This is a genomic window from Mycolicibacterium austroafricanum (assembly GCF_000612725.1).
In the GTDB taxonomy this organism is placed as follows: Bacteria; Actinomycetota; Actinomycetes; order Mycobacteriales; family Mycobacteriaceae; genus Mycobacterium; species Mycobacterium austroafricanum.
Genome location: NZ_HG964452.1, coordinates 152279 through 173767, shown reverse-complemented (window position 1 = coordinate 173767; position 21489 = coordinate 152279). Strand labels below are relative to the sequence as shown.

The window sequence follows — 21489 nt, the reverse complement described above, 5'->3', positions numbered from 1 at the left end:
ACCCGGGGAACGCGCCCAATGGAAGTGGTACACACCCTTCCAACCCCCACCACCAACCACCAACTAGGTCGTGCGCGGGACCCGGTCACCTCAGGACCGGTGCCGGCTGATCTGCCCGGCAGTGCGGCAGTCGTCTCGGCGTTACCTCCGCGCGCGGCGGCGTGCCATCCGGCTCGGCGCCGGTGCGATGCGCGGTGGCTCGCCTACTGAACGGGGCAGGCGTACTTGGTGGCCACCTCCATCACCCGCTGCTGCGCTCCGGGGCCGACGACCCCTTGAGCGGCCAGCTCCAAACCGATGTACCCCCGGTATGCCGCCCACGCACGCCTGGTGAGCCACGCGCCACGCGGTGTCGGGATGCAGGTTGTAGCCATTGCGCTGTAAACCCTGCAGGTAGCTGTCGAACTCCGGTGTGCCCTGGTCTGGAATTGCCTGAGCGATGCCTGCCGATGCGACAGCGGCGATGACCGCTGCGACAAGAGGTGCGATAACGCGTCTCAACTTCGACTCCTCCGGGCATTTCCACCGGCTATCGCCTACACGTTCGCATACTCCACCCGACCGGGACCTCGGAACTGCTGGTTCACAGGTACCGCGCAGACGAAGTCGATCAGCGGCCGGCGCTCTGCAGCAGCGGCTACGGCGGACTGCCCGGTGTCGCCTCGTCCTAGACTGGCCGCGTGGCGAAACTGCAGTTAGTCCAGGAACCTGCGGCCGATGCGCTGCTGGAGGGCAATCCGTTCGCGCTGCTGGTCGGAATGCTGCTTGATCAGCAGATTCCGATGGAGGTGGCGTTCGGCGGGCCGAAGAAGATCGCCGACCGGATGGGCAGCTTCGACGCGCACGTGATCGCCGACCACGACCCCGAGGCGTTCGCAGCCCTGTGCGCGCAAACCCCTGCCGTGCACCGCTTCCCGGGATCGATGGCCAAGCGGGTGCAGGCGCTGGCGCAGGTGATCGTCGACGAGTACGGCGGCGATGCGACGGCCTTGTGGTCCGACGGTGCCGACGGTGCTGAGGTGCTGCGGCGGCTGAAGGCGTTGCCGGGCTTCGGTGAGCAGAAGGCCAAGATCTTCCTGGCGTTGCTGGGCAAGCAGTACGGCGTCACACCGAAGGGCTGGCGCGCCGCCGCCGGTGATTACGGCAAGGCAGGCTCGCACATGTCGGTGGCCGACGTGACGGATCCCGGCTCGCTGCAGAAGGTGCGCACCTACAAGAAGGAAGCCAAAGCCAGGAACAAGGAAGCGAAGGCGGCTAAGGCCTGACTTCGGTGGTGCTCACCGCGTCGAGGCCGGCCAGGTCGGTGAGGACGTCGGCGACGATGCGCCCGGTGGAGGTGGCGGTGTCGAGCCCGTTCCGCAGGCAGCGCAGCGTGATTCCGCGCCGCGTGAGGTCGGCGACGGTCTTCGTCACCTCGGCCACCGAGCGACCCAGCCGGTCGAGCGCCACCACCACGACGACGTCACCGGAGCGCGCGTAGCTGAGCAGGGCCAGCAGCCCGGCCCGCATCTTGTCGGCCGACCCCGCCGTCCTGTCGGTGAAGATCCGCCGCGGGTCCACTCCCGCCGCGGCGAGCTCGGCGAGCTGCCCGTCGAGGTCTGCGCAGCCCTTCACGGCCGTGGCATAACCCAACGTGACCGTCACCTTTCCAAGGTCTCACGCCGCGGGCGCGGCGTCACAGTGACTCGCCGTCGAATCTCTCCCGGGTGGCGAACTGCGACACCGGCCTGCGGGTCAGCTTGGTGACCTGGCGTTGCGGCCTGCCGAGCGGCAGCACCGCGGCCACGGCATGGTCGTCGGGAATGCCCAGCAGCGCCTTCACACCCGGCTCCTCGGCGACGGCCATTGTCGTCAGGACGCCGCCGAAGCCCTCGTTGCGCGCGGCCAGCAGCACGTTCCACACGAACGGATACGCCGACGCGCCGGCGATCAGGCCTACCCGGTCGAGGTCCTGGTCGAACGCGGCCACCACGGCCAGGTCCACGCACACCACCAGGACGACAGCCGAGGTGAGCAGCGGCGCGGACAGTTCGGCGGGCACCTCGGTGGCGGCCAGCTGTTCGGCCGATATCTGCATGGGTCGCAACGGGTTCCACGGCCCTTCGCCGTTGCGCTGCTGCGCGATGTAGCGGCGCGCACCTGTCACGGACAGCGCGCCGAGGGCTTCGCGGGTGGCCCGGTCCCGCACCGCGATGACGTGCACGCCCTGCCGGTTGCCCCCGCTCGGGGCGAACCGCGCGTTGTCGAGGATCCGGACCAGGACCTCGTCGGGCAGCGGATCGCTGGTGAACTGCCGGACGGCTCCGGTCGTGCGCATTACGTCGTACAGGTCCATGTTGACGATCTTGTCGTATGGCGCGCCGGGTGCTGTGCCATTGTGAAGCCATGAAGACTCATCTCAACTGCCCCTGCGGAGAAGCCATCACCGGCAAGGACGAGGACGAGCTCGTGGAGAAGGCCCAGGCGCACCTGACCGAGGTGCACCCCGGCCGCGACTACGACCGCGACGCCATCCTCTTCATGGCCTACTGACCTTTCGCGAAAGTGCACTCACGGTAGTGAAACGGCCCGTTCCACTACCGTGAGTGCACTTTCGCGCATCTTCCCGGGGTCAGGGGACGACGGTCGAGCCGATCGTCGGCATGAACTGGCACTGCTTCTCGGTCGTGGTGACCTGACCGAAGATCGTCGACATGATGCTGCCCGAACCGGTGTCGGCGATGGCGGTCAGCGTCGTCGGCCCGTTCGGGTTCATGTCCGGGCGCGGCTTGAGGGTGACGCTGCCCGACTTGCCGGTGGTCAGGTTCACCCAGGTGGCGTTGAGCGGCAGCTTCTGCTCGGCCGCGGGACCGGGCGTGCCGATCGCGGTGAACACATAAGCGGTTTGGCCGGGGCCGGGGCCGGGCAGTGGGATCGTCGCCGGTCCGGCCACCGAGATCGCGGTCGCGAGTACGTTGCCGCCGTCGGAGAGGCACCCGTTGCTGATCGACGGGTACAGGAAGTCCTGTGTCACCGGCGCGTTGGGGCCGAGCCCGCCCGGGGCGGCAGGAGCCGCGACGGGGGTGGCGACCTCCGCCCCCGGGGCCGGCGCGGGTCCCGGGGCCGGTGCGGGTCCAGGTGCCGGCGCGGGTCCGGGTGCCGCTGCGGCGGCGGGGGCGTGTGCGACCTCGGGCAGCGCCTGCGGCAGGGCCTGGGGCAGCGCCTCCGGTGCCGGGCCCAGGACGTGCTCAGGGTTGACGCCCGCGGGTAGGTGAGCCTCGGCGCCCGGCACCGCACCCGTCGCCGGAACGTGCGCGACGGGCTGCGCGACGAACTGGTTGACCGCCGACGCGACGTCGCGGGACGGCTGCGGCGCCGCCATGTCTCCGGCGAACACGGCGGCGGCAGCCATCAGCATCGACGCCGCATTGGTGGGATCGGAGGCGGCCTGCTGGATGACGGGCCCGAGGCTCTGCACCGCGGGCAGGCCCGGGGCCTGCATCCCGTCGATCGGCAGCGGTGCCGTCGGGTCGGCGTGCGCAACGCCGGTCACGCCGACCGTCAGCAACGCGACCGATGAGCACACCGCCAGCGTGGTGGTGAGCGTCGTCCTCGTTGACATGATCCCCCAATACATCGGTGGTTTCAGATGGGTTCGGTGTGCGGCGGGTGTCAGGGCAGGGCCGACAGCGGGGTGAACAGCGGCGCCGGTGCGGGTGCCGGGGCGCCGGCGGGTGCCGCGGTGACCGGGGCCGTCGGGCCGGTGGGCAGCAGGCCGCCCAGCGGGCTCCCGCCGGGAAGCAGCGAGGCCAGACCACCCGGAACGCCCAGCGATTCGGTCAGACCCGACAGCGGCGAGGCCGGGGCGGCGGCCGGCGCGGTCTGCGGCACCGTGGTCGTGTTGCCGACCGGCACCGTGGTCATGTTGCCGCCCGGCAGTGCGGTCGCGCCCGGCAGCACGTTCGCGCCCGGCAGCACGTCGGCCGGCTGCGGCAGGCTGATCGACGCGGTCGCGCCCGGTCCGGTGACCGGCGTGGCGGGCGTCGCGGTCGCCGTGGCGGCGGGCGCGGACGCGTTGCCCATGATGTTGGCGAAACCCTGCATCAGCTGCGTGGCGGCGGCGGGGTTGGCCGCCAGCTGCTGCAGGAACGGCAGCCCCGGGATCTCGGGCGCGGGGGCCGGCGCGGGCGCGGGCTGCGCGGTCGCGGTGGCGCTGAACGCCACGGCTGCCGACACCGCCCCAGCCGCTGCGATGATCGTGGAGGCGAACAGTTTCCGGGTGCGGTGCATGAAAGTTCTCCCATTTCCGTCGGTGGCGTCGGTGTCCGCGAATGACACCGATGGCACGCCTGCTCCCGAAGCTAGCCTGTTACTAGAGTTACTCAAGTGACATGTGTGGCATTTATGGAACCGTTACTGAGGTGAAGGCGGATGGTGACCGCTCAGTAGAGTCGGTCGGATAGACACCACCGATTCCGTCACCCCGGTGCCCGCCCGCCGAGCCGCCCGCCTCGTCGCACACCTGTCGGCGGCGGCACCCGCGTTGTTGATCCTCAGCATCGCCGCCCGGCTGGCATGGACCTACCTGGTGCCCAACGGCGCCAACTTCGTCGACCTCCACGTCTACGTCGGCGGTGCGGCCGAGCTGGACGGACCCGGCACGCTGTACGAGTACGTCTACGCGGACCAGACGCCGGACTTCCCGCTGCCGTTCACCTATCCGCCGTTCGCGGCGGTGGTGTTCTACCCGCTGCACCTGCTGCCGTTCGGATTCGTCGCGTTCGCGTGGCAGGTCGGCATCATCGCGGCGCTCTACGGCGTGGTGCGGCTCAGCCAGCGGTTGCTGTCCCCGACCGCGGTGGGCAGTCGGCGTGTCGCGATGCTGTGGACCGCCGTCGGCATCTGGACCGAGCCGCTGCGCAGCACGTTCGACTACGGCCAGGTCAACGTGCTGCTGGTGCTCGGCGTGCTCTACGCGGTCTACACCTCGAAGTGGTGGCTCTCGGGCCTGGTGGTCGGGCTGGCCGCCGGGGTCAAGCTCACGCCCGCCGTCGCCGGCCTGTACTTCGTTGGCGCACGACGCTGGGCGACCGTGCTGTTCTCCGCGGCGGTCTTCGCGCTGACGATCGGCGTGTCGGCGCTCATCGTCGGCGACCAGACCCGGATGTACTTCACCGAACTACTCGGCGACGCCGACCGCGTCGGCCCGGTCGGGACGTCGTTCAACCAGTCGTGGCGCGGCGGGATCTCGCGGATCCTGGGGCACGACGCGGGATACGGCGCGCTTGTGCTGGTCGGGGTCGCGGTGACGGCCGTGCTGGCGCTGCTGGCGTGGCGCGCCATCGGCGGCGCGGACGACCGGCTGGGCGCCATCGTGATCGTGGAGCTGTTCGGCCTGCTGCTGTCCCCGATCTCGTGGACGCACCACTGGGTGTGGCTGATACCGCTGATGATCTGGCTGCTGCACGGCCCGCTGCGCGCGCAACTGGGGGCGCGGGTGCTCGGCTGGGGGTGGCTGGCCCTCACCCTGGTCGGCGTGCCCTGGCTGCTGAGCTTCGCCCAGCCCACCATCTGGGTGATCCCGCGGCCGTGGTACCTGGCGTGGGCGGGCCTGGTCTACATCGTCGCCACACTGGCGACGCTCGCGTGGGTCGCTACCCGAGGATCCCGTCGATATCGCGCGCCATCTGCACATCCTTGTCTGTGATTCCGCCCTCGGAGTGCGTCACCAGCGCGAAAGTGACTGTTCGCCAACGGATATCGATGTCGGGATGGTGGTCTTTTGCTTCCGCGTGCTCGGCGACGCGACGTACCGCGTCGATTCCGTCGAGGAATGCCGAAAACTTGACCGACCGCCGCAGCGCGCCGTCGGCACGCTCCCATCCGTTGAGGTCGGGCAGTGCGGCGTCCACTTGTTCATCCGTTAACACGGCCATGCCTTCGACGGTATACCGTCTGGCGCAGTGTCGAAATTGATCGTGGTCGCGGGTGCGCTGATCGAGGGTGGCGCGCTGCTGGTGGCCCAGCGCGACCGTCCGCCCGAGCTGGCCGGATTGTGGGAGCTGCCCGGCGGCAAGGTGGCACCGGGGGAGAGTGACGAGGCCGCGCTCGTGCGCGAGCTGAACGAGGAACTCGGCGTCGACGTCACCGTCGGCGCGCGCGTCGGTGCCGACATCGCGTTGAGCGCGGCGATGTGTCTGCGCGCCTACGCGGTCACCAGAACCCGCGGCGTCGTGGCGCCCCACGACCACCGGGCGCTGCGCTGGGTCCGCACCGAGGAGATCGAGACGCTGCCGTGGGTGCCCGCCGACCGGGCCTGGCTACCGGACCTGACCCGGTTGCTGGCAGGCGCCGACCACGCCCGGGCATCCGGAGCCGCTGCGCGCCGGGGCAAACAGCTTCCGACGTAGCGGGTTTGGACCTACCGGTGCCCGGGTATACGGGCCGATCCCTGCTGTAAGGCTCACTTTCTTTGCGAAAGGCGATCTGCGGCAGACCAATTCGTGTATTTCGCAGATCTGTGGAACTCCGACGCCAAAGATGGTTGGCTGACCTGGTGAGCACGGCGACAACGCCGGACATCGGCGCACGGCGGGGACTGAACTTGGCACTGGCCACGTGGGTTTCCGCAATCAACTTCTGGGCCTGGAACATGATCGGCCCGTTGTCCACCACCTATGCGGGCGACATGTCGCTGAGCAGCAGCGAAGCCTCGATCCTGGTGGCCACCCCGATCCTGGTCGGGGCGCTCGGCCGGATCGTGGTCGGCCCGCTGACCGACCGCTACGGCGGTCGGGTGATGTTCATGGCGGTGACGCTGGCGTCCATCGTCCCGGTGTTGGCCGTCGGCATCGCCGGGTCGTCGGGCTCCTACCCGCTGCTGGTGGTGTTCGGCTTCTTCCTCGGCGTCGCAGGCACCGTCTTCGCCGTCGGTATTCCGTTCGCCAACCACTGGTACGAGGCCTCGCGCCGCGGTTTCGCCACCGGCGTGTTCGGCATGGGCATGGTCGGCACCGCGTTGTCCGCGTTCTTCACACCGCGTTTCGTCAAGTGGTTCGGCTTGTTCACCACCCACGTCATCATCGCCGCGGCATTGGCGGTGACCGCCGCGCTGTGCCTGTTCATCATGCGTGACTCGCCGAACTTCACGCCCAACCACGACGCGGTGGTGCCCAAGCTGAAGGCCGCGGCCAAGTTGCCGGTGACGTGGGAGATGTCGTTCCTGTACGCCGTCGTCTTCGGCGGGTTCGTCGCGTTCAGCAACTACCTGCCGACGTACATCAAGACGATCTACGGCTTCTCGGCCGTCGACGCCGGTGCGCGCACCGCCGGTTTCGCCCTCGCGGCGGTGCTGGCCCGGCCGGTGGGCGGCGCGCTGGCCGATCGTTTCGCTCCCAAGTACGTGGTGCTCGCGTCCTTCGCCGGTACCGCGGCGATGGCGTTCGTCGCGATCTTCCAGCCGCCGCCCGACATCTGGTCGGCGGCCACCTTCATCACGCTGGCGCTCTTCCTCGGTATCGGCACCGGCGGCGTGTTCGCGTGGGTGGCCCGGCGCGCCCCGGCCAAGTCGGTGGGTTCGGTCACCGGCATCGTCGCCGCCGCGGGCGGGCTGGGCGGGTACTTCCCGCCGCTGGTCATGGGGGCGTCCTACGACAGCCTCGAAAACGACTACACCATCGGGCTGACCCTGCTGGTCGCCACCGCACTGCTGGCATTCCTGTACACCGCGCTGCGGCTGCACGCCCGGGAGCCGCAACAGAAGGAGAACGCCACGTGACGAGTCCGCCACGCACCGGAGGTGTGGTCGAGGAACTGTTGCAGCGCAGCGGCCGGTTCTTCACCCCCGGCGAGTCCTCCGAGGACCTGCGCACGGTGACCCGGCGGGGCGGGCGCGACGGCGACGTCTTCTACCGTGACCGCTGGAGCCACGACAAAGTGGTGCGGTCCACTCACGGGGTCAACTGCACCGGCTCCTGCTCGTGGAAGGTGTACGTCAAGGACGGCATCATCACCTGGGAGACCCAGGAAACCGACTATCCGTCGGTCGGCCCGGACCGCCCCGAGTACGAGCCGCGCGGCTGCCCGCGTGGGGCGGCGTTCTCCTGGTACACCTATTCGCCGACGCGGGTGCGCTACCCGTACGCCCGCGGTGTGCTCGTCGAGATGTACCGGGAAGCCAAGGCGCGCCTCGGCGATCCGGTGCTGGCATGGGCCGACATCCAGGCCGACCCGCAGCGGCGCCGTCGATACCAGCAGGCCCGCGGCAAGGGCGGGCTGGTGCGGGTGACATGGGCCGAGGCCACCGAGATGATCGCCGCGGCGCACGTGCACACCATCAAGACCTACGGACCCGACCGGGTGGCGGGCTTCTCGCCGATCCCGGCGATGTCGATGGTCAGCCATGCGGCCGGCTCGCGGTTCGTCGAGCTGGTCGGCGGGGCGATGACGTCGTTCTATGACTGGTACGCCGACCTGCCGGTGGCCTCGCCCCAGGTGTTCGGCGACCAGACCGACGTGCCGGAGTCCGGGGACTGGTGGGACGCCTCGTATCTCATGATGTGGGGATCCAACGTCCCGGTCACCCGCACGCCGGACGCGCACTGGATGGCCGAGGTGCGCTACCGCGGCACCAAGGTGGTCAGCGTCAGCCCCGACTACGCCGACAACACCAAGTTCGCCGACGAGTGGATGCCGTGCGCGGCCGGCACGGACGGCGCGCTGGCGATGGCGATGGGGCATGTCATCCTCACGGAAAATTTTGTCCGCCGACGTGTTCCGTTCTTCGTCGACTACGTCCGCACGTACACCGATCTGCCGTTCCTGGTCAAGCTCGAAGAACGCGACGGCGTGCTGGTGCCCGGCAAGATGCTCACCGCCGCAGATCTGGGCCCTGGATACGACGGCCAGGAGAACGCGGCTTTCAAACCGGTGCTGCTGGACGGGGCCACCGATTCGGTGGTGGTCCCGCCTGGTTCGCTGGGCTTCCGGTACGGCGACGAGGGTGTGGGCAAGTGGAACCTCGACCTGGGCGATGTGGTGCCCGCGCTCACTGTCGCCCCGCCCGATGGTCAGTCGGGCGAGACCACGTCGATCAGCCTGACGCGCTTCGACACCGTCGACGGCCGTGGCGCCACCCTGCAGCGCGGCGTGCCGGTGCGGCGGGTGGGCGAGCACCGGGTGTGCACGGTGTTCGACCTGATGCTGGCGCAGTACGGGGTGGCCCGGCCCGGGCTGCCGGGGGACTGGCCGGCCGGCTACGACGATCCCGACCAGCCGTACACACCGGCCTGGCAGGAGTCGATCACCGGGGTGTCGGCTTCCCAGGCCATCCGGGTGGCACGCGAATTCGCCCGCAACGCCGAGGAATCCGGCGGCCGGTCGATGATCATCATGGGGGCGGGCATCTGCCAGTGGTTCCACGGCGACACCACCTACCGTGCGGTGCTGGCGATGCTGCTGCTGACCGGATCGATGGGCAGAAACGGCGGCGGTTGGGCGCACTATGTCGGGCAGGAGAAGTGCAGGCCGGTGACCGGCTGGGCCACCATGGCCATGGCCACCGACTGGACGCGACCGCCCCGGCAGATGCCGGGTACGTCGTACTGGTACGCCCACACCGGCCAATGGCGCTACGACGGGTACCGGGCCGACGCGCTGGCAAGTCCCACCGCGCGCGGCCGGTTCGCGGGCAAGCACACCATGGACGTGGTCGCCGCCGCCGCGGCGATGGGCTGGATGCCGTTCTACCCGCAGTTCGACCGCAACAGCCTGGATGTCGCCGACGAGGCGCGCGCCGCCGGGCAGGACATCGGCAAGTACGTCTGCGAGAAGCTGGCCTCCGGCGAGCTCAAGATGGCGGTCACGGATCCCGACAATCCGGCGAACTGGCCGCGGGTGCTCAACGTGTGGCGGGCCAACCTGCTCGGCTCGTCGAGCAAGGGCAACGAGTACTTCCTGCGCCACCTGCTCGGTGCCGATTCCAACCTGCAGGCCACTCCGACGGAAGAGGCGTTGCGGCCCAAGGACGTCACGTGGCCGGACGACATCCCGGAAGGCAAGCTGGACCTGTTGATGTCCGTCGACTTCCGGATGACGTCGACGACGTTGCTCTCCGACGTGGTGCTTCCCGCAGCCACCTGGTACGAGAAGGCCGACCTGTCGTCGACCGACATGCACCCGTACGTGCACGCGTTCAGCCCGGCGATCGACCCGCCGTGGGAAACCCGCTCGGACTTCGAGGCGTTCGGCGCGATCGCGCGGACGTTCTCCACGCTCGCGCGCAGCCATCTGGGCACCCGCACCGACGTGGTGCTCGGCGCGCTGCAGCACGACACTCCCGGTGCGATGGCCTATCCCGCGGGGACACAACGTGATTGGCGGGAGACCGGCGAGACGCCGGTGCCCGGCAAGACGATCGGCCCGATCACCGTGGTGGAGCGGGACTACGCCGCGATCGCCGACAAGTGGTCGACGCTGGGTCCGCTGGTGGAGCGGCTGGGGGTCACCACCAAGGGGGTGACGACGTGGCCGGTGCAGGAGACCGCCGAACTCGCGCAGAAGTTCGGCGTGCTCGACTCCGGGCCGGCCGCCGGGCAACCGGCGATCACCACCGCCGAGCGGATGGCCGATGTGATCCTGGCGCTGTCGGGCACCTCGAACGGACGGCTGGCGGTGGAGGGCTTTCGCGAACTCGAGCGTCGCACCGGAAGACCTCTGGCGCACTTGGCCGAAGGCAGTGAGGAGCGGCGAATCACCTACGCCGACACCCAGGCGCGGCCCGTTCCGGTCATCACCAGCCCGGAGTGGTCGGGCAGCGAGACCGGCGGTCGCCGCTACGCACCGTTCACCGTGAACATCGAGGCGCTCAAGCCGTTTCACACGCTGACCGGACGGATGCACTTCTACCTCGACCACGACTGGCTGGAGGAACTCGGCGAGCAACTGCCGGTGTACCGTCCGCCGCTGGACATGGCCAGGCTGTTCGGGGAACCGGCAATCGGCGCCCGCGGCGAACTGGGCCTGACGGTGCGGTACCTGACGCCCCACTCGAAGTGGTCGATCCACTCCGAATACCAGGACAACCTGTTCATGCTCTCGCTGTCACGCGGCGGGCCGACGATGTGGATGAGCCCGGCGGACGCGGCGAAAATCCAAGTGCGGGACAATGACTGGGTCGAAGCAGTCAACCGCAACGGGGTGCTGGTGTGCCGGGCGATCGTCAGCCACCGAATGCCCGAAGGCGTGGTCTACGTCTACCACGCCCAGGAACGCACCATCGACGTCCCATTGACGGAGACGACCGGCCGCCGCGGCGGCATCCACAACTCGCTGACCCGGCTGCTGGTGAAGCCGAGCCATCTGGCAGGTGGGTACGCGCAGACGGCGTTCGCGTTCAACTACCTGGGGCCCACCGGGAATCAACGCGACGAGGTGACGATCGTGCGTCGTCGCTCGCAGGAGGTGGTCTACCAGTGATGCCGAACGAAGCGGGCGGAGTGAGCCGATGAAAGTCATGGCCCAGATGGCGATGGTGATGAACCTCGACAAGTGCATCGGGTGCCACACCTGCTCGGTGACCTGCAAACAGGCCTGGACCAACCGGCCTGGCACCGAATACGTGTGGTTCAACAACGTCGAAACCCGTCCCGGACAAGGCTATCCGCGCACCTATCAAGATCAGGAACGGTGGCGCGGCGGGTGGATCCGCGACAAGCGCGGTCGGCTGCGGTTGCGCGGCGGCGGGCGGCTGAACAAGTTGCTGAACATCTTCTCCAACCCCAAGCTGCCGTCCATCAACGACTACTACGAGCCGTGGACCTACGACTACGAGAACCTCACCAACGCACCCCTGGGCGAGCACATGCCCGTCGCACCGCCGCGCAGCCTGATCAGCGGCAAGCCGATGAAGGTGGAATGGTCGGCCAACTGGGACGACGACCTCGGTGGCTCCCCGGAGATCGTGCCCGGCGACCCGGTGCTCGCAAAGGTCAGCGAGGAGATCCGGCTCGAGCTCGAGCAGACCTTCATGTTCTACCTGCCGCGGATCTGCGAACACTGCCTGAACCCGTCGTGCGTGGCGTCGTGCCCGTCGGGGGCGATGTACAAGCGCACCGAGGACGGCATCGTGCTGGTCGACCAGGACCGCTGCCGCGGCTGGCGGATGTGCGTGTCGGGGTGCCCGTACAAGAAGGTGTACTTCAATCACAAGACGGGCAAGGCCGAGAAGTGCACGCTGTGCTACCCGCGCATCGAGGTCGGGCTGCCGACGGTGTGCTCGGAGACCTGCGTGGGCCGGCTGCGGTATCTGGGCCTCGTGCTCTACGACGTCGATCGCGTCACCGCGGCCGCCTCGGTGGAGAACGACACCGACCTGTACGAGGCGCAGAAGTCGATCCTGTTGGACCCCAGCGATCCCGAGGTCATCGCGGGCGCCCTCGCCGAGGGCATCTCCGACGAGTGGATCGAGGCCGCTCAGCGCTCGCCGATCTACGCGCTGATCCACGAGTACCAGGTGGCATTGCCGCTGCACCCGGAGTACCGGACGATGCCGATGGTGTGGTACATCCCGCCGCTGTCGCCGGTCGTCGATGCGGTCAGCCGCGACGGGCACGACGGGGAGGATGCCGGCAACCTGTTCGGGGCGCTGGAAGCGTTGCGCATTCCGATCGAGTACCTGGCCGGGCTGTTCACCGCCGGTGACACGGCGGTCGTCGAGGGGGTGCTGCGCCGGCTGGCGGCGATGCGGTCCTACATGCGCGACGTCAACCTCGGCCGGGAGACCCAGCCGCACATCCCCGAATCGGTCGGGATGACCGAGGAGCAGATCTACGAGATGTACCGGCTGCTGGCGTTGGCGAAGTACGACGAGCGCTACGTCATCCCGACCGCGTATGCGGCCGTCGAGCCGTGGTCGCTGGAGGAACCCGGCTGCTCGCTGTCGTTCGAGGGCGGGCCGGGGATGTACGAGTCGGGTCCGTTCGGCGAAGCCAGTGGGCAGCCGATCCCGGTGGCGGTGGAGACGTTTCACGCGTTGCGGCAGCGGCAGACCTCCGAGCACATGGCCGCCGACGAGGCCCGGCCGTCGCGGGTCAACCTGCTCAACTGGGACGGCCGCGGCGCACCATCGGGACTGTTCCCGCAGGACGGTGACCGGTGATGAAGCTGCTCAAGCGGTCCCGGACACCGGCGCTCGCCGACCGATTGGTGTGGCAGTGTGCGTCCCTGCTACTGAGCTACCCCGACGGGGCTCAGCTCGCCGCCGCCGAGGAGCTGCTCGACCACGTCGAAGGCGCTGCCGCCGAACAACTTTCGGCCACCCTGGCCGCTGTGCGGGCACTCGGGCCGATGCAGGCCGCGCAGGACTACGTCGCCACCTTCGACATGCGCCGGCGCGCCACCATGTACCTGACCTACTGGACCGCCGGTGACACCCGCAACCGCGGGCAGGCGATGCTGGCGTTCGCGCAGGCCTACCGGGACGCGGGGGCGCCGGCACCGGCCGACGAAGCCCCCGACTTTCTGCCTGTCGTGCTGGAGTTCGCCGCGACCGTCGACGCGGGCGTCGGGCGGCGGTTGCTGACCGAGCACCGGGTGCCGCTCGGTGTGTTGCACGGGGTGTTGCGCGATGTCGGCTCGCCCTACGCGTCGGCAGTGGCCGCGGTGCTGGCCACCCTGCCTGTGGCCACCGACGAGGAGTTGCGCCGCGCGCAGCGGCTGGCCGCCGACGGGCCGCCCGCCGAAGCGGTGGGCCTGCAACCGTTCACGTTGACGGTGCCGCCGAAACGGGCGGGCGAAGCAGGGGTGGGAATGAACCGGGCGGGCGAAGCAGGGGTGGGAATGAACCGGGCGGGCGAAGCAGGGGTGGGAATGAACCGGGCGGGCGAAGGGGGGCGCTGAGATGTCCGGGTGGGAGATCTTCTGGGACGTGGTGCCCTACGTCACGCTGGCCATCGTCGTGGTGGGCACGTGGTGGCGGTACCGCTACGACAAGTTCGGCTGGACCACCCGCTCGTCACAGCTCTACGAGAGCCGGCTGCTGCGGGTCGCCAGCCCGATGTTCCACTTCGGCATCCTGGTCGTCATCGTGGGCCACATCATCGGGCTGGTCATCCCCGAATCCTGGACCGACGCAATCGGATTGAGCGATCACGCCTACCACATCCAGGCGCTCGTGCTCGGTGCGATCGCCGGTGTCTGCACCCTGGTCGGGATTTCACTGCTGGTGTACCGGCGGCGCACCACGGGGCCGGTGTTCATGGCGACCACCGTCAACGACAAGGTGATGTATCTGGTGCTGGTGATGGCGATCGTCGCGGGCCTGGCGTGCACGCTGATCGGCGCCACCCCGGTGGGCGCCGAACACAACTACCGCGAGACGGTGTCGCCCTGGTTCCGGTCCATCTGGGTGCTGCAGCCGCGCGGCGACCTGATGGTCGATGCGCCGCTGTGGTTCCACATCCACGTGATGCTGGGCCTGACACTGTTCTGCCTGTGGCCGTTCACCAGGCTGGTGCACGCGTTCAGCGCGCCGATCGGCTACCTGTTCCGGCCCTACATCGTCTACCGCAGCCGCGAGGCGGCGGGCAAGGGTGAGCTGGTCGGTTCGGCGCCGCGCCGCCGCGGCTGGTGATCGGGTCCCCAAGCCGGGAACCGCCCACCGAGGCGCACGGGTGTCGCTAGTCTCCTGATCCATGGGCGCACTGCGGTCCCTCTGGCGGGGTGTGCTCGCCTTCGACCGGATCGGTTCGCGGATACCGCAGCTGGTCCAGATGTGGCTGATCGAGCTGTTCTTCGCGCTGCCGCTGACGTTCTTCATCGCCAAGGTCATCGACATCCGCGGCGCGTTCGGGGTCCCCGGCACGGGAGAGTCGATGCCCGGCGTCTTCTGGGGTGCCCTCGCGGTGTCGGCGGCGGCGGGTTTCCTGTACTTCCGCGGCCTCGTTCGCCCACGCGTGGTCCAGGGGTCCTGGACACCGATGGTCAAGGCCGACGTCGGTGACGTCACGGTGTTCGCCGGCAACCCTCGGTGGACGGCGCACTACGTCTACCTGACGAGCCACCCCTCCTACGTTCTGCTCCTGCTCCTGACTGCTCCGATCCCGGCGGTCATGGTGCTGGCGACGGAGAACAACGGCGACAGCACCTTCTACTTCAGGATCGCCGGCGTCGTCGGGCTCATCGTGCTGGCGCTGATGGCGCTCGTCCGGTTGTCGGCCTGGTATGTCTTCAGGTTCGGCCGCCGCCGACTCGACGAGCAGATCGCCGACACCGGGATGTCGCAGCGCCGGTTGTCCTGGGAGATCGCTTGGAAGCCTGTGCTGGTGCTGATCGTCCTGATATACGCGATCGTGGCCATTCCGCTGGGGTGGATGTTCTGGCAGGACAAGCGGACGATCGCGGCGCTTCCCGTGGTCACCGTCGCCGACGCCGATCAGCCCGGGCAGTACCGCCGGGTCGAGGGCCCGCTGGCGTCCGAGCCCGTGTACTGGGCGCCCGACGGCACCGGGCGAGGAGGCAACAACTACGCGGGAGCCGGTGTGCTGGTTGACCTTTCGTCCGGAGGTCAGGCACTGTTGCTGGCCGAATCGCTGTCGGTGCCGGACTTCGTCGGCGCCATGAAGGACGCCCACGGCGGCACCGTCCACACGCAGGGCAAGGTGATCGAGCAGATCACCGAGGATCAGGTCGAGTACTACGGCTTCGACGTCGACGATTTCCCGGAGCCGCCGCAGGACGGCCGGGTGATGGTGTTGCTGTCCTACCCGTGACCTGTCGGCTCAGTAGCGCAGCCGGTCGCCGGGCACCCGCACGTCGGCCCGGCTGTCCCGGTGCGCGATGGCGTGGATCGGGTGGGTCAGCACGGGATGGCGGCAATGCGGGCACGACGCCTGGTTGCGATTCGCCGAGCTGAACGTCAGATGACGACACTCGCTACATCGCACGATGTAGAACGCGCCGATCCAGTTGGCCAGACCCAGGAAGATCGCCAGCGTCGTGAGAGTCGCCAGCACCGTGATGAGAACGATGGTGAGCACCGAATAGACCGCCATTGCCAACCTCCAGAAGACGCTTTGACGGGTGCCCTCAACGGTACGCCCGGGCGTAATCAATCGGCTGAGAAAAGGCGCCGAAAAGGTGCCACGGACGTCTCCCACGGTGGCCGAACGCGCCGGATTCACCTAGGACTTGCGGGCCCGCTTGAAGACCATCGTCAGCTCCTTGCCGCGGATCCCGTTCAGTTCGGCCTTGCGCACCTTGTTCAAAACCACGGGACAGCGCTTGCATCTCGGCTTGCTGCGACAACACTTTTTCTTCGGCTTCATGCCGGCGAGCTCGGTGGCTTTCACGTGACGGGAATCTCTCGTTTTCGCGATCTGTGCAGTGCACTGCGACAATCACCGGCGTGAATGCACGCCCGGATTTCCGCAACGTCGCCATTGTGGCCCACGTCGACCACGGCAAGACCACGCTGGTCGACGCGATGCTGCGTCAGTCCGGTGCGCTGAGCCACCGTGGGGACGACGCGATCGAGCGCCTGATGGATTCCGGTGACCTGGAAAAGGAAAAGGGCATCACCATCCTGGCCAAGAACACCGCGGTGCATCGTCACCACGCCGACGGCAGCATGACCGTCATCAACGTCATCGACACCCCGGGGCACGCCGACTTCGGCGGCGAGGTCGAGCGCGGGCTGTCCATGGTCGACGGCGTCGTCCTGCTCGTCGACGCATCGGAGGGGCCACTGCCGCAGACGCGGTTCGTGCTGCGTAAGGCCCTGGCCGCGCACCTGCCCGTCATCCTGGTCGTCAACAAGACCGACCGGCCCGACGCGCGCATCGCCGAGGTCGTCGAAGAGAGTCACGACCTGCTGCTCGACGTCGCCTCCGACCTCGACGAGGAAGCTCAGACCGCCGCCGAGAAGGCACTCGACCTGCCCACGCTGTACGCCTCGGGACGTGCGGGCATCGCCAGCACCGTCCAGCCCGCCAACGGCGAGAACCCCGACGGCGAGAATCTCGACCCGCTGTTCGACGTGCTGCTCGAGCACATCCCGCCGCCCCAGGGTGATCCGGAAGCCCCGCTGCAGGCGCTGGTCACCAACCTCGACGCGTCGGCGTTCCTGGGCCGGCTGGCGCTGATCCGGATCTACAAGGGCCGGATCAAGAAGGGGCAGCAGGTCGCGTGGATGCGCGAAGTCGACGGCCACCCCGTCATCACGACCGCGAAGATCACCGAGCTGCTGGTCACCGAGGGCGTGGAGAGAACCGCCACCGACGAGGCCTTCGCCGGCGACATCGTCGCGGTGGCCGGCATCCCGGAGATCATGATCGGCGACACGCTGGCCGATCCCGACCACGCGCACGCGCTGCCCCGCATCACCGTCGACGAGCCGGCCATCTCGGTGACCATCGGCACCAACACCTCACCGTTGGCGGGCAAGGTGTCAGGCCACAAGCTGACCGCGCGAATGGTCAAGAACCGCCTGGACTCCGAACTCGTCGGCAACGTGTCGATCAAGGTCGTCGACATCGGCCGCCCCGACGCGTGGGAGGTGCAGGGCCGCGGTGAGCTGGCGCTGGCCGTGCTCGTCGAGCAGATGCGCCGCGAGGGCTTCGAGCTCACGGTCGGCAAGCCGCAGGTGGTCACCCGGACCGTCGACGGCAAACTGCATGAACCGTTCGAGGCGATGACGATCGACTGCCCCGAAGAGTTCGTCGGCGCCATCACCCAGCTGATGGCCGCCCGCAAGGGCCGCATGGAGGAGATGACCAACCACGCCGCCGGATGGGTGCGGATGGACTTCATCGTGCCCAGCCGCGGGCTGATCGGGTTCCGGACGGACTTCCTGACGCTGACCCGTGGCACCGGCATCGCCAACGCGGTGTTCGACGGCTACCGTCCGTGGGCGGGCGAGATCCGCGCCCGGCACACCGGTTCGCTGGTGTCCGACCGCAGCGGCCAGATCACCCCGTTCGCGATGATCCAGCTCGCCGACCGTGGCCAGTTCTTCGTCGAACCCGGCCAGGAGACCTACGAGGGCCAGGTCGTCGGGATCAACCCGCGCGCCGAGGATCTCGACATCAACGTGACCCGCGAGAAGAAGCTGACCAACATGCGGTCCTCGACCGCCGACGTGATGGAGACGCTGGCCCGCCCGCTGGAACTCGACCTGGAGAAGGCGATGGAGTTCTGCGCGGCCGACGAGTGCGTCGAGGTCACCCCGGAGATCGTGCGGGTGCGCAAGGTGGAGTTGACGGCCTCACTGCGGGCGCGGGCGAAGTCGCGCGCCAAACAGGCCAACAACTGACCACGGTGGGTCTGCCGCCCGTGGTTAATCTGTAAAGCGTGCCGACGACCTTTCGCCGCGTCCGCGCCGGCCGTGGGTCGGCTCTAGCCGCGACCGTCATGACGTTGGCCCTGGTGACCGGCTGCACGGTGAGTCCGCCGCCGGCGCCGCAGAGCACCGACACCACCGAGGTGACCCCGCCGCCGCCGATGAAGGCGACGCAGATCATCGTGGCGATCGACTCGATCGGGCCCGGATTCAACTCCCATCTGTTGTCCGACCAGTCACCGGTCAACGCGGCGATCAGCTCGCTGGTGCTGCCCAGCTCGTTCCGACCGATCCCGGATTCCCGCACCCCGACGGGTTCGCGCTGGGAGCTGGACACCTCCCTGCTGGAGTCGGCCGAGGTCACCGGCGAGGACCCGTTCACCGTCACCTACAAGATCCGGCCGGAGGCGCAGTGGACCGACAACGCGCCGATCGGCGCGGATGACTACTGGTACCTGTGGCGGCAGATGGTCAGCCAGCCCGGCGCTGCCGACCCGGCCGGCTACGACCTCATCACCGGCGTGCAGTCCGTCGAGGGCGGCAAGACGGCCGTCGTGACGTTCGCACAGCCCTACCCGGCGTGGCGTGAGATGTTCAACGACATCCTGCCCGCCCACATCGTCAAGGACGTCCCCGGCGGATTCGGCGCAGGCCTGGCGCAGGCGCTGCCGGTCACCGGAGGGCAGTTCCGCGTCGACACCATCGACCCGCAGCGTGACGAGATCCTGCTCGCGCGTAACGACAGATATTGGGGCACGCCCGCCACACCGGACCTGATCCTGTTCCGCCGCGGCGGGGCGCCCGCCGCGCTGGCCGATTCCATCCGCAACGGGGACACCCAGGTCGCCCAGGTGCATGGCGGGTCGGCGGTGTTCGCCCAGCTGTCCGCGATCCCCGACGTGCGCACCGCCCGGATCGTCACCCCGCGCGTCATGCATCTGACGCTGCGGGCCCAGCAGCCGATGCTGGCCGACGCGCTGGTCCGCAAGGCGGTCCTCGGCCTGCTCGACGTCGACCTGCTGGCCGCCGTCGGCGCCGGCGACGACAACACCGTCACCCTGGCCCAGGCCCAGGTGCGCTCGCCGTCGGACCCCGGTTACGTCCCGACCGCCCCGCCCGCGATGACGCGGGAGGATGCCATGACCCTGCTGGCCGAGGCCGGGTATCAGGTGGACCCCGTGCAGGTGCCGACCTCACCGCCGCCGGCGCCCGGTGCGCCGGAGAGCAACCGCGGCCGGCTCACCAAGGACGGCGAGCCGCTGACGCTGGTGCTCGGCGTCGCCGCCAATGACCCGACGGCGGTCGCGGTCGCCAACACCGCCGCCGATCAGCTGCGCAGCGTCGGGATCGCGGCGACGGTGGCGGCACTCGACCCGGTGGTGCTGTACGGAGACGCCATGGTCAACAACCAGATCGATGCGGTGATCGGCTGGCACCCGGCAGGCGGTGACCTCGCGACGTCGCTGGCGTCGCGCTACGGCTGTCCGGCGCTGGAGGCCACCGCAGTCGAAACCACCACCGGGGCACCGGCGCCGACCTCCGACCCGCCCAGACCGAGCGGAACGTCCGGACCGCGCGGCCCGTCCGATCCGCCGACGACGTCGACAACGCCGACGACAGCGACGCAGACTTCGCCCGCCCCCGAGCCGGACTCCGATCAACTCGTCCAGGCGCCGAGCAACATCACCGGAATCTGCGACCCGCACATTCAGCCCAGGATCGACGCCGCACTGCACGGCACCGCCGACATCGCCGAGGTCATCGACGAGGTCGAGCCCAGGCTGTGGGAGATGTCCACGGTGCTGCCGATCCTGCAGGACACCACGATCGTCGCGGCCGGCCCCAGCGTGCAGCACGTCAGCCTGACCGGCGCTGTGCCGGTCGGCATCGTCGGCGACGCAGGCAGCTGGGTCAAGCTGCCGCAGTGATCTCGCGGCCCGCCTCCTTCTGGTGCCGTCGGCGCAGCGCAGCCAGACCGTAGGCGGCATAGGCGCCGACCGCGAACACGAGCAACAGCCACAGCGGCGGACGCGCGAGCTCCCAGACGAACAGCGCTGCGAACAACGGCGAGCGCTGGGTGATCGCCAGGAGACCCGCCGCGCAACTCAGGGACACCGCCGCCACGTGCAGCTGCGTTCCGGCCCAGTGATTGAGCGCCAACGCGGCCAGGGATCCGGCTGCGGCGCCGGTCGCCAGTGCGGGGGTCAGAAGTCCGCCGGCCGCACCGGCTCTCAGGAACAGCATCGTGAGCAGTGGTTTGAGAAGCAGGATCAGTGCTGCCGAGGTCAGCGTCAACCCGCTACTCATGCTGACCTGGAGGATGCTGCGGCCGTTTCCGGGCAGCTCCGGAAGCCAGATCGAGCAGACGCCGGTCAACAGACCTGCCGCCGCAATCCCGGGGATCACCATCCATGACCGCAACGTCAATCTCGGCGCGCCGTGCATCATGCGGTCGAACACCAGACCCACCGCGGTCGCCACCGGAGCGAGCGCCAGAGCCAGGAACACGAACAGATAGGACAGCCGCGAATCCGGCCAGGACAGCGGGTGCTCCAGGTGGGTGACCGGTGCCGCGACCATGACGGCGATGCTCGACGTGATCAGCGCGGTGCCCAACGCTCTCGGGTGCCACGTCCGGAGCAGGATGCGGGTGGCGAACAGCGCCCCGCCCAAGGGGACGCTGTACACCGCGCCCAATCCGGCGCCTGCCGCGCACGCCAGCAGAATCCGGCGATCTGCCGCGGTCAGCGCCAGCCGCGAGACACCGATGTCGCCCCAAGCCGCGGCGAGTTGACGCGGCGCGCCCTCCCGTCCCAGCGAGGCTCCCGACCCGACGAGCAGCACCTGCAGCCCGGCATCGGCGGTTCCGGTCAGAGGCGGTCTGTCCTGGCGGCGCCGCAGGGCCCACCATCCCCATCCGGCCAGCGCGCCACCCAGCAGCGGGCCCACGGCCCTTCGGACCGGATTACTTCCCTCGATGCCGCTGAGAAGTGTGCCGAAGCTGTAGTGGAAGGTCAGGTGCTCGATCGCGTGCAACAGCAGCGTGGTTGCCGCACCGGCCACGCCCGCGATCAACCCGATGACAGCGATGGCGCACCCGAACTGCACGGTGCGGCGGGTCACCACGCGAATCTATGCCAGCCCAGCGCGCCGCGCGCCCCATTGGCGGGGCAAGC

At 69.0% G+C, this 21489-nt stretch carries 19 protein-coding genes and 1 pseudogene; 12 read left to right on the top strand and 8 right to left on the bottom strand.

Annotated elements, in window-relative coordinates; genetic code table 11:
• Window positions 1-203: 203 nt before the first annotated feature.
• Window positions 204-501 (bottom strand): annotated as a pseudogene (locus tag BN976_RS11205) (DUF732 domain-containing protein).
• A gap of 179 nt (window positions 502-680) precedes the next feature.
• On the opposite strand from BN976_RS11205, the gene BN976_RS11200 reads away from it, so the two are divergent.
• On the top strand, window positions 681-1265 hold the full coding sequence (locus tag BN976_RS11200; RefSeq protein WP_036370786.1) for an HhH-GPD-type base excision DNA repair protein: 585 nt from the start codon (window positions 681-683) through the stop codon (window positions 1263-1265).
• On the opposite strand, the gene BN976_RS11195 is transcribed toward BN976_RS11200, so the two are convergent.
• Window positions 1255-1644: a recombinase family protein gene (locus tag BN976_RS11195; RefSeq protein ID WP_011781707.1), complete on the bottom strand. Its 390-nt coding sequence runs from the start codon at window positions 1642-1644 to the stop codon at window positions 1255-1257. The genes BN976_RS11200 and BN976_RS11195 overlap by 11 nt on opposite strands.
• A gap of 31 nt (window positions 1645-1675) precedes the next feature.
• The gene (locus tag BN976_RS11190; RefSeq protein WP_036370784.1) at window positions 1676-2335 is read right to left on the bottom strand and encodes a nitroreductase family protein; all 660 of its coding nucleotides are present in this window, start codon (window positions 2333-2335) and stop codon (window positions 1676-1678) included.
• Between the two features lie 50 nt (window positions 2336-2385).
• Between BN976_RS11190 and BN976_RS11185 the strand changes: the two genes are divergently transcribed.
• Window positions 2386-2532 carry a DUF1059 domain-containing protein gene (locus BN976_RS11185; RefSeq protein WP_011781705.1) on the top strand — a complete coding sequence of 49 codons (147 nt, stop codon included), beginning with the start codon at window positions 2386-2388 and terminating at the stop codon, window positions 2530-2532.
• A gap of 79 nt (window positions 2533-2611) precedes the next feature.
• On the opposite strand, the gene BN976_RS11180 is transcribed toward BN976_RS11185, so the two are convergent.
• Entirely contained in the window at window positions 2612-3601 is a 990-nt protein-coding gene (locus BN976_RS11180) for an Rv1157c family protein (RefSeq protein WP_036371335.1), read from the bottom strand.
• A gap of 50 nt (window positions 3602-3651) precedes the next feature.
• On the bottom strand, window positions 3652-4269 hold the full coding sequence (locus BN976_RS11175) for a hypothetical protein (protein WP_036370779.1): 618 nt from the start codon (window positions 4267-4269) through the stop codon (window positions 3652-3654).
• Between the two features lie 196 nt (window positions 4270-4465).
• On the opposite strand from BN976_RS11175, the gene BN976_RS11170 reads away from it, so the two are divergent.
• The gene (locus BN976_RS11170; protein ID WP_011781702.1) at window positions 4466-5686 is read left to right on the top strand and encodes a mannosyltransferase; all 1221 of its coding nucleotides are present in this window, start codon (window positions 4466-4468) and stop codon (window positions 5684-5686) included.
• Here BN976_RS11170 and BN976_RS11165 read toward each other — a convergent pair.
• A complete protein-coding gene (locus tag BN976_RS11165; RefSeq protein WP_011781701.1) occupies window positions 5634-5915 on the bottom strand; it encodes a 4a-hydroxytetrahydrobiopterin dehydratase in 282 nt (93 codons plus the stop codon). The genes BN976_RS11170 and BN976_RS11165 overlap by 53 nt on opposite strands.
• A gap of 27 nt (window positions 5916-5942) precedes the next feature.
• Between BN976_RS11165 and BN976_RS11160 the strand changes: the two genes are divergently transcribed.
• The 7 genes from BN976_RS11160 to BN976_RS11130 all read left to right on the top strand — a co-directional run bounded on the left by BN976_RS11160 (window position 5943) and on the right by BN976_RS11130 (window position 15746).
• Window positions 5943-6389, top strand: coding sequence for a (deoxy)nucleoside triphosphate pyrophosphohydrolase (locus tag BN976_RS11160; protein ID WP_036370775.1), 447 nt, complete (start codon window positions 5943-5945; stop codon window positions 6387-6389).
• 146 nt (window positions 6390-6535) lie between these two features.
• Window positions 6536-7756, top strand: a complete 1221-nt coding sequence (locus BN976_RS11155; protein ID WP_036370773.1) for a nitrate/nitrite transporter — start codon at window positions 6536-6538, stop codon at window positions 7754-7756.
• Entirely contained in the window at window positions 7753-11454 is a 3702-nt protein-coding gene (locus tag BN976_RS11150; RefSeq protein WP_036370771.1) for a nitrate reductase subunit alpha, read from the top strand. Before BN976_RS11155 ends, BN976_RS11150 begins: the two co-directional genes overlap by 4 nt.
• A gap of 28 nt (window positions 11455-11482) precedes the next feature.
• Window positions 11483-13135 (top strand): nitrate reductase subunit beta, encoded by a 1653-nt coding sequence (gene narH, locus BN976_RS11145; RefSeq protein WP_036370770.1) that lies wholly within the window; start codon window positions 11483-11485, stop codon window positions 13133-13135.
• A complete protein-coding gene (narJ, locus tag BN976_RS11140; RefSeq protein ID WP_109489593.1) occupies window positions 13135-13875 on the top strand; it encodes a nitrate reductase molybdenum cofactor assembly chaperone in 741 nt (246 codons plus the stop codon). The genes narH and narJ overlap by 1 nt, the downstream gene beginning before the upstream one ends.
• 1 nt (window position 13876) lies before the next feature.
• The gene (narI, locus tag BN976_RS11135; RefSeq protein ID WP_011781695.1) at window positions 13877-14608 is read left to right on the top strand and encodes a respiratory nitrate reductase subunit gamma; all 732 of its coding nucleotides are present in this window, start codon (window positions 13877-13879) and stop codon (window positions 14606-14608) included.
• 61 nt (window positions 14609-14669) lie between these two features.
• Window positions 14670-15746 carry a hypothetical protein gene (locus BN976_RS11130; protein WP_036370768.1) on the top strand — a complete coding sequence of 359 codons (1077 nt, stop codon included), beginning with the start codon at window positions 14670-14672 and terminating at the stop codon, window positions 15744-15746.
• A 9-nt stretch (window positions 15747-15755) separates the two neighbouring features.
• On the opposite strand, the gene BN976_RS11125 is transcribed toward BN976_RS11130, so the two are convergent.
• Window positions 15756-16028, bottom strand: a complete 273-nt coding sequence (locus BN976_RS11125) for a thioredoxin domain-containing protein (protein WP_011781693.1) — start codon at window positions 16026-16028, stop codon at window positions 15756-15758.
• Between the two features lie 353 nt (window positions 16029-16381).
• Here BN976_RS11125 and typA point away from each other — a divergent pair, with 353 nt between their 5' ends.
• Together typA and BN976_RS11115 are read left to right on the top strand one after the other, a co-directional pair.
• Window positions 16382-18286, top strand: a complete 1905-nt coding sequence (gene typA / locus BN976_RS11120; protein WP_011781692.1) for a translational GTPase TypA — start codon at window positions 16382-16384, stop codon at window positions 18284-18286.
• A 98-nt stretch (window positions 18287-18384) separates the two neighbouring features.
• Window positions 18385-20241 carry an ABC transporter family substrate-binding protein gene (locus BN976_RS11115; protein ID WP_086008446.1) on the top strand — a complete coding sequence of 619 codons (1857 nt, stop codon included), beginning with the start codon at window positions 18385-18387 and terminating at the stop codon, window positions 20239-20241.
• Here the strand turns inward: BN976_RS11115 and BN976_RS11110 are convergent.
• Window positions 20225-21436 (bottom strand): chloride channel protein, encoded by a 1212-nt coding sequence (locus BN976_RS11110; protein WP_036371332.1) that lies wholly within the window; start codon window positions 21434-21436, stop codon window positions 20225-20227. The two genes, BN976_RS11115 and BN976_RS11110, sit on opposite strands and share 17 nt — an antisense overlap.
• Window positions 21437-21489 lie beyond the last annotated feature (53 nt).